The sequence below is a fragment of the Thauera phenylacetica B4P genome, from assembly GCF_000310225.1.
Lineage (GTDB): Bacteria > Pseudomonadota > Gammaproteobacteria > Burkholderiales > Rhodocyclaceae > Thauera > Thauera phenylacetica.
Window position 1 is genome coordinate 1 of sequence record NZ_AMXF01000107.1, and the last position, 13,237, is coordinate 13,237.

Genomic DNA, 13,237 nt, shown 5'->3' on the forward strand with positions numbered 1-13,237 from the left:
ACGGCCTGCGGCGAGGGCGGTGCGTCGCCGCGGGCGTTGCGTGCGGCGCGCCCGGCCAGCCAGGCCACCAGGCCGCAGCCGGCCACGGTGAGCGCGAGCGCGGTCGGCCAGCCGAAGGCGAGCAGGTCCACCGCCGGCAGGCCGCCGAGCTCGATCCAGGCCGGCTGGTGCGAGGCGCCGAGGAAGCTGCCGAAGGCGAAGGTGGGCAGCACCACGAAGGACAGCGGCGAGCCGCCGCCAGCCTTGTACAGGGTGCCCGAGCCGCAGCCGTCGGCGAGCTGCATCGCGGCGCCGAACAGGAAGGCGCCGAGCACCAGGCTGATCGTCAGCGGCGCCACCGCGCCGACCAGCTCGCCGCCGCTGCCGGCGAGCAGCGGCAGGGTGAGCGCCGCGGCCAGCACCATCAGCAGCATCTGCGCCCACAGGCCCTGCGGGTCGCGACGCTCGATGAAGTCGCGCCAGCCGGTGGTGAAGCCGAAGCGCGCGCCCTGCAGCACCGCGCCGAAGCCGATGCCCAGCAGCGCGAGCAGGCCCTGGCGCAGGCCGGCCGCCAGCGTCACCGCGAGCACGCCCGCGAGTGCGCCGAAGACCAGCAGGAAACGGGAGAACCAGCGCATCGTCGCGTCCGCCTTACTTGTCGAGTGCGCGCTTCGCGTCCTGCACCAGCGCGCTCAGGCGCGAAGGCTGGTTGTCCATCGGCAGGTCGGACTGGCTCCACTCCACGACCGAGGAGGGATAGAGCTTGACCGACTTGTTGCCGGCGATCTCCGACATCACGAACCAGTTGGTCGCTGCCCAGTGGCCGGTGTTGCAGAAGGACACCGTGGGCGCGGCGGCGGCGCCGGACTGCGCGACCAGGGCCTTCAACTCGCTCGCCGGCTTGAGCGTGGTGCCGCCCTGCGGGAAGAACTGCGCGTTGTCGAAGGACTTGGCGCCCGGCAGCGTGCCGTAGCGCGCGGCGGCGTCGGTGCGCGTCTCGCCGGCGAAGAACTTGGGCGGGCGGGCGTCGACCAGCAGCGGGGCGTTGCCGGCCTTGACCGTGGCGGCGAGCTCCTCGCTGGTGACGACCTGCTCCTGGTCGTAGCGGTAGCTGAACTGGCTGGGCGCGACCTGCGGTGCGGCGGTCTCGAGCGTGCCGCCGGCGGCCTGCCAGGCCTTGCTGCCGCCGTCGAGGATGGACAGGCGGGTGAGGCCGCCGACCTTGAGCGTCCAGTACACGCGCGCCGCGGCGCCGAAGTCGGTGTGGTCGCTGCCGGCATGCACCACGACCACGTGGGTGTCGCGGTCGACGCCGGCGGCCTGCAGGAGCTGGGTCAGCGCGGCCTCGGAGGGCAGCTGGCCGGGGTTCTCCTTCGGCCCGCGGTACTTGCCGTAGGGGGTGTTCACCGCGCCGGGGACGTGGCCGGCGGCGTAGTCCTTGTCGGTGCGGATGTCGAGCACGCGCACGCCGGGCTGGCCGAGCAGGGTCTTCAGTTCGGCGGCCTGCAGCAGCGGCGCGGGCGCGGCGGCGGTGGCCACCGTGGCGGAGGCGGGGGCCTGCGCGGCGGTGCTGGCGAAGGCCGGCGCGGCGAGTCCGAGGCTGGCGGCGAGGGCGATGGCCAGGGGCAGGGGGGCGAGTTTCTTCAGCATGGTCGTGTCGTCCGTCGTATGCGTTTGCTGGGGGGCGGCGCGCCGGACTGCGCGGCGCTGCCATGACGCGCTGCAGAATACGGGAAAGCTGAAATACTCAGAAGGTCTGTCAGAGTAAATATTTATAACTTTGAAGAATTAAAGAGACGGGCGCGCCGACGTAGAACTCCATGCGCGAGCGGTGATCACAAGGGGGTCGGCCTTCCGGCCCCGAAACAGGAAATCCGCTTGAACCGTCTCTCCATGAGCTTGCGCGCCCTCGTCGTCCTGCTGCTGCTCTCGGTGGGGCTCAGCCTCGCCAACGATCCGCGGCCTGCCCTGCCCGGCGTGGAGGGCGGCTGGCGCGGTGCCGCGCGCCACTCAGCCGGCATCGCCCCCGACCCCGTGCGCTTCGCCGGGACCGCGATCGTGCAGGTCTACGCCGCGGCGACCTATGGCTGGCGCGGCTACTTCGCGGTGCATCCCTGGATCATCTACAAGCGCGCAGGGGAGTCCGCCTACACGCGCTACGACGTGATCGGCTGGGGGCGCGGAAACGTGGTGCGGCGCAACTATGCGCTGCCCGACGGCCTGTGGTTCGGCGCCGTGCCGCGCGTGCTGGTCGAGCACCGCGGCGAGGGCGTGGAGGCGATGATCGAACAGATCGAGGCTGCCGTGGCGAGCTATCCGCACGCGGATGCGTACCGCAGCTATCCTGGCCCGAACAGCAACACCTTCCTCGCCCACATCGGCCGCGAGGTGCCGGCGCTGCGCCTGGACCTGCCGGCCAACGCGATCGGCAAGGACTACCGCCCGCTCGAGCGCCCGCTCGGCCTGTCGCCTTCGGGGTCGGGCTTGCAGGTCTCGCTGCTCGGCCTGTTCGGCCTCAGCGTCGGGCTCGAAGAGGGGCTGGAGCTGAATCTGCTCGGACTCAATTTCGGTATCGATCTCAACAGCCCGGCACTCCGCCTGCCTGCGATCGGGCGCGTCGGGCTGGACGATGCAGTGGTGTCGGGGCGCGATGCGGCCGCCGTACAGTAAATCCTTCGTTGCGCGGTAGGCCGGCACGGACGGCGTGACACGTCTGGCGCCGGCGAACCGGGGCCTCAGGTGGCGTCGATACGGTGCTGGGTCCAGAAGCTGCGCTCGGGAATCACGCCGGTGCCGGCGAGGGCGTTGTCGGCCATGTGCTCGGGGCGGCTGGTGCCGGGGATGGCGCAGGTGACCGCCGGGTGGGACAGCACGAACTTCAGCAGCACCTGTGCCCAGCTGGTGGCGCCGATCTCGGCGGCCCAGGGCGGCAGCGGGCGCTCGCGCAGGCGGCGCAGCAGGCCGCCGCCGCCGAAGGGGCGGTTGATGATCACCGCCATGCCGCGCTCGGCCGCCAGCGGCAGGATGCGGCGCTCGGCCTCGCGCTCGTCCGCCGAGTAGTTGATCTGCACGAAGTCCAGGGCCTCGGCCCGCATCACCGCCTGGAGTGCGTCGTAGGCGCTGGCGGTGTAGTGGGTGACGCCGAGGTAGCGCACGCGTCCGGCCGCCTTCCAGTCGCGCAGGGTGGCGAGGTGGGTCTGCCAGTCGACCAGGTTGTGGATCTGCATCAGGCCGAGGCGCTCGACCTGCAGGCGGCGCAGGGATTCTTCCATCTGGCGGATGCCTTCGGCGCGACCGCGCGTCCACACCTTGGTGGCGAGGAAGGCCTTGCCGTGGCTGCCGGCGGCGGCGAGCAGCTCGCCGGTCACCGCCTCGGCGCGACCGTACATCGGCGAGCTGTCGATCACCGCGCCGCCGGCGCCGAACAGGGCCTGCAGCACGCCGGGCAGGCGCTGGTACTCGGCGCTGCCGGGGGCGACGTCGAAGCCGACGTAGGTGCCGCAGCCGATGACGGGTAGCGCTTCGCCAGTGGCGGGGATGGGGCGGGTGAGCATCGCGGGGGAGGGTGCGCGATCGGCGGCGCGGGCGGGGGCGCCGAGGATCAAGCCGGCCGCACTGGCGGCGGCAAGATGCAGGAATTGGGCGCGGCTCATTGGCAGGCTGGGCGGAAAGCGCTCGGACGAGGCGAAAGGCGCGGGCATGGTCGAATCCTCCTGCGCTTCGGACGCGCGCCGGGTCGTGACCGTTCCCGAGCGCGTAGTCCGAGCCCGGTGCCGGGTCGCACGCGGGGTGTGGGCAAAGGACGCGAGGGGCGGCGTCAGGCGCTGATCCGTGGCCGGCGCCGGCGCGGGCCGCGGCGGCCGATCCGCCGCGCCCTTCCGCCGTTCAGCTCCGTTCGCCCTTCGCCGCCAGGTAGATGCCCACCAGCAGCAGGCTGAAGCCGACGAACTGCAGCGGCGCGAAGCCCTCGCCGAAGATGAGGAAGGCCATCAGCGCGCTGCCCACCGGCTCGCCGAGCGTGACCACCGCGACGAAGGTGGCCGACACGTAGCGCAGCGACCAGTTGTAGGCGGTGTGGCCGAGCAGCTGCGGGCCCAGCGCCATCGCCAGCAATACCAGCCAGGCGGTGTTCGACAGGGTGAAGAGCTCCACGCCGCCCGCGCCGCTGGCCGCGAACAGGAACAGCGCCGCGGCGCCGTAGGCCAGCCAGATGTAGGCCGGCAGCCCGAGCCCGGCGCGCAGCCTGCGGCCGATCAGCAGGTAGGCCGAGAAGCACCAGCTGCCGACGAGCGCGAGCAGGTTGCCGAGCATCGGGTTGCTGCCGGCGCCGGCGTTCTGGCTGTCGCTCCAGAAGATGAACAGGCTGCCGGCGAAGGACAGCGCGATGCCGCCGATCATCATCTTCGTCGGTGTCTCGCGGAAGATCAGGAAGGAGGCCAGGCCGATCCAAAGCGGGTTGGTGGTGACGAGCGCGGTGCTCGAGGCCACCGAGGTGTATTCGAGCGAGCTGATCCAGGTGGCGAAATGCAGCGCGAGGAAGAAGCCCGCGGCGAGCGCCATGCCGATCTGCTTGCGGGTGAGGCGGGCGAGCTCGTGGCGCGACTGCAGGAAGGCGACCGGGGTGATGATCAGCGCGGCGAAGCCGAGCCGCCAGGTGGCGACCGCGAGCGAACTGACCCCTTCGGCCTGGGCGAGGCGGGCGAAGATGGCGCCGAAGGAGATCGCGGCGAGACCGATGCCGAGGACGACGAAGGGGAGCCAGCGGGCGGGTTGGGCGGTGTGGGACATTGAAAGAAGGGGATAAAGGGTGGGCGGGCGCAGTAAGGTTCGTGCCCTGTGCTAAATTGTGTACATCTGAACACAACACGGAGCGAAGCCATGTCCACCACCCTGAGCGTGCGTGTCGAGCCTGAGGTCAAGGCTCGGCTCGATGCCCTGGCAGACGCAACGCAACGCAGCCGATCCTTCCTGGCTGCGGAGGCGATTCGCGAGTACGTCGAGATCAACGAGTGGCAACTGCAGGAGATCCAGAATGCCGTCGCCGAAGCCGATGCCGGCGATTTCGCCAGTGAGGACGAGCTCGCCAGCCTGGCCCGGAAATGGCGGGTGGATGCGGGAGCGTAAATGCGGATCCGTTGGCTGAGGGCGGCGCTGCGCAACCTCGACGAAGAAGCTTCGTACATTGCGACTGACGACCCGGTCGCCGCGGCCAAGGTGGTCGAGCGCGTTCTGGGGGCCGTCGCACTTCTGGCCGAACATCCGGCCATCGGGCGACCGGGACGCCTTCCCGGCACGCGCGAATTGGTCGTGCCGGGAACGCGCTATCTGGTGCCGTACCGTGTCGAGGGCGCTGAAGTACAGATCCTGAGGGTTTTTCATACGTCCCGCCGTCCCCCGGCGCGGTGGTAGGGCAGGCCCCCTCAGGCGTGGCCGCCCTCCAGGTAGGCAGCGCGCACCTCCGGACTCGCGAGCAGCTCCGCGCCCGTCCCGGCAAGCGTGATCTCGCCGTGCTGCAGCACGTAGCCGCGGTCGGCGACGCGCAGGGCCTGGTTGGCGTTCTGTTCCACCAGCAGGATGGTCATGCCGTGGTCGCGGTTGAGCTCCTTGACGATCTGGAAGATCCGCCGGATGTAGATCGGCGCCAGGCCGAGCGAGGGCTCGTCGAGCAGCAGCAGCTTGGGCCGGCTCATCAGCGCGCGGCCGATCGCCAGCATCTGCTGCTCGCCGCCCGACAGGGTGCCGGCGCGCTGCGCCTGGCGCTCCTCGAGGATGGGGAACATCGCGAACACGCGCGCGGTGTCGGCGGCGTAGTTGGCCGGGTCGGCGTGGGCGGTGCCCATCTGCAGGTTCTCGATCACCGTCATGCGCGGGAAGATGCGCCGGCCTTCGGGCACCAGGGCGATGCCGCGGCGGGCGATCTCGTGCGTGTGCACGCGGGTGATGTCCTCGCCGTCGAAGACGATGCGCCCGGCGCTGGCCTTGGGGTTGCCGAACAGGCTCATCATCAGCGTCGACTTGCCGGCGCCGTTGGCGCCGATCAGGGTGACGATCTCGCCCACCTGGACCTCGACGTCGATGCCGCGCAGCGCGTGGATGTGGCCGTAATGGGCGTGCACGCCCTCCATCTTGAGCATCATGCTGCGGCCCCTCCCGTCACTGCGTCCACCTTCTCGTCTTCCTCCTCGTCCTCGCCCAGGTAGGCCTTGATGACCTGCGGGTCGTGCTTGACCTGCGCCGGCGTGCCCTCGGCGATCTTGCGCCCGTAGCTGATTACGCCGATGTGGTCGGACACGTTCATCACCACGCTCATGTCGTGCTCGATGAGCAGGATGGCGATGCCCAGCTCGCCGCACAGGTAGAGCAGCAGCTCGTTCAACTCCGCCGACTCGCGCGGGTTGAGGCCGGCGGCCGGTTCGTCCAGGCACAGCAGCACCGGGTCGACGCACAGCGCGCGCGCGATCTCGATGCGACGCTGGATGCCGTAGGGCAGGTCGCCGGCGGCGTCGTCGGCGAGGTGGGTGAGCTTGAGGCGCGCTAGCCACATCGCCGCGCGTTCGATGGCCTGGCGTTCCGCCTTGCGGTAGCCGGGCAGCTTGAAGATCCCGGCGATGGAGAACTGCGAGGCGCGCTGCAGCACGTTGTGCTGGGCGACGATCAGGTTCTCCAGCACCGTCATCTTCGGGAACAGGCGGATGTTCTGGAAGGTGCGCACCACCTGGGCGTCGCGCGCGACGCGGTGGCTGGGCAGGGCCTCCAGGGCCATCTCGCCGCGGCGCGGGTGGGCCAGGCGCAGGGTGCCGGTGGTGGGCTTGTAGAAGCCGGTGAGGCAGTTGAACAGCGTGGTCTTGCCGGCGCCGTTGGGGCCGATGATGCCGGTGATCTTGCCGGCCGGCACTTCCAGCGACAGGTCGTCGATCGCGGTGAGGCCGCCGAAGCGCATGGTCAGGTTGCGCACCGACAGCAGGGTGGCGGGTGTCGTCATCGCGCGGTCCCCCCGGTCGTGGTGGTCTTGCCGAGCGCGTTCAGGCGCACCGTCGGTTCGCGGTGGGCGAGCAGGCCGCCCGGGCGCCACACCATGATCAGCACCATCGCCAGGCCGAACAGCAGCATGCGGTACTCGGCGAAGTTGCGCCCGAACTCGGGGATCAGCACCAGCAGCGTGGCCGCCAGCACCACGCCCATCTGCGAGCCCATGCCGCCGAGCACGACGATGGCGAGGATGATCGCCGACTCGGTGAAGGTGAAGCTCTCGGGCGAGATGAAGCCCTGGCGTGCGGCGAAGAACACCCCGGCGAAGCCGCCCAGCATGGCGCCGATGGCGAAGGCCGAGAGCTTGATGTTGGTGGTGTTCATGCCCATCGCCTGGCAGGCGATCTCGTCCTCGCGCAGCGCCTCCCAGGCCCGGCCCACCGGCAGCTTGCGCAGCCGCGACACGAAGGCGTGGGTCAGCAGGGCCAGCACCAGGATCAGGTAGTAGAGGAAGATCAGCCGGTGCATCGGCGAGAACTCGAGGCCGAAGAAGCCGGAGAAGGTCTGGCTGCCCTCCGGCGCGCTGCGGGTGAAGTCGAGGCCGAAGAAGCTCGGGCGCGGGATCGAGCTGATGCCGTTCGGGCCGTTGGAGAATTCGGTCCAGTTCACCAGGATGATGCGGATGATCTCGCCGAAGCCGAGCGTGACGATGGCGAGGTAGTCGCCGCGCAGGCGCAGGATCGGGTAGCCGAGCAGGATGCCGAAGGTCGCGGCCATCGCGCCCGACACCGGCAGCGCCTCCCAGAAGCTCCAGCCGAACTGGGTCGACAGCAGCGCGTAGGAGTAGGCGCCCACCGCGTAGAAGGCGACGTAGCCGAGGTCGAGCAGGCCGGCGAGGCCGACGACCACGTTGAGGCCCCAGCCCAGCATCACGTAGATCAGCACCGTGGTGGCGGTGTCGACCACGTAGCGGTTGTCGGAGAACACGATCGGCAGCGCGATCGAGGCGCCGAGCGCCACCCAGCCGAGCACATTGACCACGCGCTGCGCGCCGTGGGCGCGGTCGGCGGCGGTGGCGGTGCTGGCACGGTCGCGGGCCTGCTTGCGTTCGCGTGCCTGGTCGATCGCCCAGCGCAGCAGCAGGCGGCCGGCAAACACCGCGGCGATCGCCGCGGCGAGCAGGCCGAAGCGGGTCTCCACCCCCAGCCGGCCGCCCACGTCCACCGTGGTGAGGCCGACCAGCGGGATGCCCAGGATGAGGCCGACGAAGGCCACCCAGCCGGCATCGCGCAGGCGCTCGGCAGGCGTCATCGCGTGACGCGCAAAGACGACGGCGCTCATCACACTTTCTCCACTTCAGGACGGCCGAGCAGGCCGGAGGGGCGCAGCATCAGCACCAGGCACAGGATGCCGAAGGTGGCGACGTCCTTGTATTCCGCCCACAGGTAGGCGGCCCAGAAGGATTCGATCAGGCCGATCAGCAGCCCGCCGAGCATCGCCCCCGGCAGCGAGCCGATGCCGCCCAGCACCGCCGCGGTGAAGGCCTTGATGCCGGCGAGGAAGCCGATGAAGAAATCGACCACGCCGTAATACACCGTGACCATCACCCCCGCCACCGCGGCGAGCGCCGCGCCGAGCATGAAGGTGAAGGAGATGGTGCGGTCCACATTGACGCCGAGCAGCGAGGCCATGGTGCGGTCCTGCTCGCAGGCGCGCTGCTGGCGACCGAACGGGGTCTGCGTGATCATCCAGGTGAAGGCCGTCATCAGGATCACCGTGGTGACGATGATCAGCATCTGGCTCCAGCCGATCTGCACCGTGAAGCCGGGCGCGTCCCACAGCACGATGCCCCCCTCGAGCACCGGCGGGATGGGCTTGACGCGCGCGCCCTGGGTGAGCTGCACGCTGTTCTGCAGGAAGATCGACATGCCGATCGCGGAGATCAGCGGCGCCAGCCGGGTCGAGCCGCGCAGCGGGCGGTAGGCGGTGCGCTCGACCGCCCAGCCGTAGGCCGAGGTGAAGAAGATCGACACGATCAGCACGAAGGTCAGCGCGAGCGGGATCGAGGTCACGTCGGCGGCGGCGAGGATCGTGAACGCGGTGACCGCGATGAACGCGCTCACCATGAAGATGTCGCCATGGGCGAAGTTGATCATGCCGATGATGCCGTACACCATCGTGTAGCCGATGGCGATCAGGCCGTACATGGCGCCGAGCGTGAGCCCGTTGATCAGTTGCTGGAGTGCATAGGCCACGATGTCTCCTGCTGTGGCGGTGCGGATGGCGCAGACCCCGAGCGGGATCCGCACCCTGTAGGCGGCGGCGCAAGCCGCGAATGGGGGCGCGGCTTGCGCTGCGAATGTCGGAGCGGCTCTTGTGGGAGCGGGCTTGCCCGCGAAAGCGGAGCTTGAAGGCCGGATTCGCGGGCAAGCCCGCTCCCACGGTGATCGCCCCACGGTGCGGCGCCGCAGCCTTTCAGGGCTGCTGTGGGCGCCGCGGGGCCGGAGGCTTACTTCGCGTAGTCGTACTGCCCGCCCTGCCAGCGATAGACCACGAAGCCGGGCGCCTTCTGGTCGCCCTTGGCGTCGAAGGCGAGCTCGCCGATCACGGTCTTGAAGGTGCCGCCGCGCATCGCCTTCTCGAGGTCGGCGTACTTGGTGCTCTTGGCTGCGGTGGCGGCCTGCTCGAACAGTTGCATGGCGGCGTAGGCGTAGAGCACGTAGCCTTCCGGCTCGGTCTTGGCGGCGCGGAATTTCTCCACCACCGGCGCGGCGTCAGGGTTTTTGCGCGGGTCGGGCGAGAACGTGAACATCACGTTGTCGGCGGCGGGGCCGGCGGCGGTGACGAGCTCGGAGTTGGTCATGGTGTCGCCGCCCATCACCGTGAGCTGCAGGCCGGCGGCCTGGGCCTGGCGCAGGATCAGCGCGACCTCGGTGTGGTAGCCGCCGTAGGCCATGACCTCGACGCCGGCCTGCTTGAGCTTGGTGACGATGCCGGAGTAGTCCTTCTCGCCGGCGGTGATGGATTCGCGCAGCGCGGGCTTGAGGCCCTTGCCTTCCATCGCCTTGGCCATCTCGTCGGCGAGGCCCTTGCCGTAGGCGCTCTTGTCGTCGACCACGGCGACCTTCTTGCCGGCGAACTTCTCGGCGATGTAGCTGCCCGCCACCAGGCCCTGCTGGTCGTCGCGACCCATGATGCGGAAGATGTTCTTGAGCCCGCGCTCGGTCACCTGCGGGTTGGTCGACACGGTCGCCATCGGGATGTCGGATTCGACATAGACCTCGGAGGCGGGGATGGTCGAGCTCGAGCACCAGTGGCCGTGCATGAACACGATGCCCTTGTTCACCATGGTGTTGGCGACCGACACGGCCTGCTTGGGGTCGCAGGCGTCGTCGCCGACTTCGAGCTTGAGCTTCTCGCCGAGCACGCCGCCGCGCGCGTTGATGTCGGCGATCGCCATCTCCGCGCCCTTGCGGATCTGGTCGCCGGCCGAGGCGTACTGGCCGGTCATCGGGCCGGCGATGGCCACCGACAGGTCGGCCAGGGCAGAAGTGGAAAAGCCGCCGAGCGCGAGGACGGCGGTGGCGAGCAGGGTCTTGTTCATGGAACGTCTCCGTTATTGCTTGGGTTTGAGCGGGCGCATCCGGCCATTGCGGTGTGAGCGGTGGCGATTGCGTGCCCTAAGGTAAGCGAATTTCTCCGCCTTGCCATCCGTGCTGCCCCTTACTGGAACGCCCTGGACGCCGGCGTTTGCAGGCACGACACCGGGTGGATGCCGGCCATCGGCGCCTGTCCGGGAGTGAGGCGCATTTTTCCGCAAAAAACCTAGCTAATGGGCCCAAAATTTCAATCTATACAGGAGGAGTTCCTGTTTATCAGGGCACGGAGAGATAAAAAGACTGCTGCGCTGCGGTATCGCAAGCCGGTCTGGCGCCGCTTGCACGCGTGGGCGCAAGCGCACGATGCCCGGATGCCCCGGCACCATCCCGCGCGCGCGGCGCGAGCGAGCCTACGCGTGCGAAGGGCAGGATGCAGATCAAGTCCGCGTGACGCAGCAGCGAGAGCGCCGCGAGCACCGCGGCCAGCATGATCTGCGTGGGCGGGGTGGCACCGCTTCCGTGGTGGGGCGCGCCCACGCGCGCTCTCGGAGCGGTGCCGCGAAACTCAGCGTGCGGCAGCGATGATGCGATCCACGTCCGCCGTGCGCGAAATCGGCTGCGTCAGGGCCGAGTACAGGTTCTTCGGGTCGGCCAGCGCGGGGATCAGCGCGATGCGCTCGCCGAGGCCGAGTGCGATCGCGGCGTCGTACATGAAGCGCAGCGCCGAGTAGTCCTCCATCGCGAAGCCGACCGAGTCGAACACCGTGACTTCGTCGGCGTTGTGGCGACCGCTGCGCGAGCCGTTCAGCACTTCCCACAGCTCGGTGACCGCGAAGTCGGCCGGCATCTGCTGGATGTCGCCTTCGACGCGGGTCTGCGGGGTGTATTCGACGAACACCGAGGCGCGGCGCAGGATGTCGGCGTGCAGCTCGGTCTTGCCCGGGCAGTCGCCGCCGACGGCGTTGATGTGCATGCCGGGCTCGATCATCTCGGGGGTGAGGATGGTGGCGTAGGTCTTGTCGGCGGTGACCGTGGTGACGATGTCCGCGCCCTTGACCGCCTCGGCGGTGCTGGCGCACACGGTGACACGCAGGCCGCTGTCGGCGAGGTTGGAGACGAGCTTGCGGGTGGCGGCCTCATCGACGTCGTACAGGCGCACTTCCTCGATGCCGACCACGTGCTGGAAGGCCAGCGCCTGGAATTCGCTCTGCGCGCCGTTGCCGATCAGGGCCATCACGCGGCTGTCGCGGCGCGCCAGGGTGCGGGCGGCGAGCGCCGAGGTCGCCGCGGTGCGCAGCGCGGTGGTCAGGGTCAGCTCGCTGAGCATGCGCGGCGCGCCGGTATCGACGTCGGCGAGCACGCCGAAGGCCATCACCGTCGACAGGCCGAGGCGGGTGTTCTTGGGGTGACCGTTCACGTACTTGAACGCGTACGACACGTCGTCGGCGATCGGCATCAGCTCGATCACGCCGTCTTCGGAGTGGTTGGCGACGCGGGCGCATTTGTCGAACTCTTCCCAGCGCAGGAAGTCGGCGCGGATGTAGTCGACCATGCCGGCGAGGCAGCTCGCGAGGCTGCGGGTGCGGATGATCTCGGCGACGTGCTGGGGGTCGAGGTAGAGGGTGTCGAGGACGGAGACGAGTTTCATGAGGTGGCTTCCAGAGAAAATTCGTATGGCGGCATTGATTGGGCGGAGAGGAGTGTGCCCGAGGCGGGTGTCAATTCAAATCGTCAACTAAGCGCAATAAAAGCCAGAAAGTTATCGAAATGATCTGCGTGAATATCGATTTGTATGTTTCGTTCGCGCGGCTGGCGAGTCGATGCCTCACCTCGGCCAGTGCGCCGGCCGGCTTCCGCTCTCAGAAGTGATGCACCATGCCCGCGCCATAGGTGTGCATCTTCTGCGGCCGGCTCGTCGGGTTGCGGTCCGAGAGGTCCGGCCGACGATCCTGATGTCGAGGCGCTCGCTGCCTGCGAGCGGTTCGGCGACGCCCATCCGTATCGCGGTGTGGCCGTCGTGGCCGCAGGAATGCATCGCCGGCGTCTCCTTGCCCATGTCGAGCTGCGTCGCCTTCAAGGCAAAAGACGGCTTGATGTTGTCGCGACGACCGGAAGTGAACGCCTCCCGGCCGCCGCCGGGCTGCGCGTTTCGAGCACGCAAAAAAGCCGGGCCCCGTGACCGGCAATGCGATCACGGGGCCCGGCAGCAGGGGCGGGGGAGGCTCAGGCGCCCATGGCCATCAGGCTGGCGTTGCCACCCGCGGCGGCGGTGTTGATCGACAGCGTGCGTTCATGGACGAGCCGGCTGAGGTCGTAGTCGGGCGTCGGCTGCAGCAGCTGCAGGATCGGGCCCGTGCGCGACGCGACGCGCACGCGCAGCGCGTCGGCCTCGGTCTCGCTGCCGTCGAACAGCACCGCACCGAGCGTCTTGTCGAACCAGGCCGCGTCCACGCGGACCTGGCCGCGCACGGTGTCGGGCAGGGCCGCCTGCACCTTGCGTGCGGCGGCGGTGTCGGCGAGCAGCAGGTGGTTGCCGCTGGCGAGCGCGGCCATCACCTGGTGCAGCACGGCGGCGGCGCTGTCCGCCACCCCGGCGATCGTGCCGCGCGCGGTGAAGCGCAGGCTGTCGTCCTCGCCGGTGGGGCCGGGGAGCGCCAGGCGCAGGCCGCCGAGGCGGCGCGCGCGGCAGG

The 13,237-nt window shown here is 69.5% G+C and carries 13 protein-coding genes and 1 pseudogene; 3 read left to right on the forward strand and 11 right to left on the reverse strand.

Annotated elements, in window-relative coordinates; translation table 11 throughout:
- Together C667_RS13610 and C667_RS13615 are read right to left on the reverse strand one after the other, a co-directional pair.
- The coding region (locus tag C667_RS13610; RefSeq protein ID WP_004365797.1) for a YeeE/YedE thiosulfate transporter family protein at positions 1-617 on the reverse strand (617 nt) is incomplete at its 3' end.
- Between the two features lie 13 nt (positions 618-630).
- The gene (locus C667_RS13615) at positions 631-1,629 is read right to left on the reverse strand and encodes a sulfurtransferase (RefSeq protein WP_004365800.1); all 999 of its coding nucleotides are present in this window, start codon (positions 1,627-1,629) and stop codon (positions 631-633) included.
- 243 nt (positions 1,630-1,872) lie between these two features.
- Between C667_RS13615 and C667_RS13620 the strand changes: the two genes are divergently transcribed.
- Positions 1,873-2,649 (forward strand): DUF3750 domain-containing protein, encoded by a 777-nt coding sequence (locus tag C667_RS13620; RefSeq protein WP_004365802.1) that lies wholly within the window; start codon positions 1,873-1,875, stop codon positions 2,647-2,649.
- A gap of 65 nt (positions 2,650-2,714) precedes the next feature.
- Here the strand turns inward: C667_RS13620 and C667_RS13625 are convergent, their stop codons facing one another.
- Positions 2,715-3,680: an aldo/keto reductase gene (locus tag C667_RS13625; protein WP_004365804.1), complete on the reverse strand. Its 966-nt coding sequence runs from the start codon at positions 3,678-3,680 to the stop codon at positions 2,715-2,717.
- Between the two features lie 184 nt (positions 3,681-3,864).
- Positions 3,865-4,767, reverse strand: a complete 903-nt coding sequence (locus tag C667_RS13630) for a DMT family transporter (RefSeq protein WP_004365806.1) — start codon at positions 4,765-4,767, stop codon at positions 3,865-3,867.
- Between the two features lie 90 nt (positions 4,768-4,857).
- Here C667_RS13630 and C667_RS13635 point away from each other — a divergent pair, with 90 nt between their 5' ends.
- Together C667_RS13635 and C667_RS13640 are read left to right on the forward strand one after the other, a co-directional pair.
- Complete coding sequence (locus C667_RS13635; RefSeq protein ID WP_004365809.1) at positions 4,858-5,103, forward strand: CopG family ribbon-helix-helix protein; 246 nt, start codon at positions 4,858-4,860, stop codon at positions 5,101-5,103.
- Complete coding sequence (locus tag C667_RS13640) at positions 5,104-5,388, forward strand: type II toxin-antitoxin system RelE/ParE family toxin (RefSeq protein ID WP_004365811.1); 285 nt, start codon at positions 5,104-5,106, stop codon at positions 5,386-5,388. It abuts the gene before it with no gap.
- An 11-nt stretch (positions 5,389-5,399) separates the two neighbouring features.
- Here the strand turns inward: C667_RS13640 and C667_RS13645 are convergent, their stop codons facing one another.
- The 7 genes and pseudogenes from C667_RS13645 to C667_RS13675 form a co-directional block, all read right to left on the reverse strand.
- Complete coding sequence (locus C667_RS13645) at positions 5,400-6,113, reverse strand: ABC transporter ATP-binding protein (protein ID WP_004365814.1); 714 nt, start codon at positions 6,111-6,113, stop codon at positions 5,400-5,402.
- The gene (locus tag C667_RS13650; protein ID WP_004365815.1) at positions 6,113-6,961 is read right to left on the reverse strand and encodes an ABC transporter ATP-binding protein; all 849 of its coding nucleotides are present in this window, start codon (positions 6,959-6,961) and stop codon (positions 6,113-6,115) included. Before C667_RS13650 ends, C667_RS13645 begins: the two co-directional genes overlap by 1 nt.
- Positions 6,958-8,289 carry a high-affinity branched-chain amino acid ABC transporter permease LivM gene (gene livM, locus C667_RS13655; RefSeq protein WP_004365817.1) on the reverse strand — a complete coding sequence of 444 codons (1,332 nt, stop codon included), beginning with the start codon at positions 8,287-8,289 and terminating at the stop codon, positions 6,958-6,960. Before livM ends, C667_RS13650 begins: the two co-directional genes overlap by 4 nt.
- On the reverse strand, positions 8,289-9,203 hold the full coding sequence (locus C667_RS13660; RefSeq protein WP_004365819.1) for an ABC transporter permease subunit: 915 nt from the start codon (positions 9,201-9,203) through the stop codon (positions 8,289-8,291). The genes livM and C667_RS13660 overlap by 1 nt, the downstream gene beginning before the upstream one ends.
- Positions 9,204-9,457: 254 nt before the next feature.
- Entirely contained in the window at positions 9,458-10,552 is a 1,095-nt protein-coding gene (locus C667_RS13665; RefSeq protein WP_004365821.1) for a branched-chain amino acid ABC transporter substrate-binding protein, read from the reverse strand.
- Between the two features lie 560 nt (positions 10,553-11,112).
- Complete coding sequence (gene ocd, locus C667_RS13670) at positions 11,113-12,195, reverse strand: ornithine cyclodeaminase (RefSeq protein ID WP_004365824.1); 1,083 nt, start codon at positions 12,193-12,195, stop codon at positions 11,113-11,115.
- Positions 12,196-12,770: 575 nt separating this feature from the next.
- Positions 12,771-13,237, reverse strand: a pseudogene (locus C667_RS13675) (trifunctional transcriptional regulator/proline dehydrogenase/L-glutamate gamma-semialdehyde dehydrogenase); the annotation flags it as partial.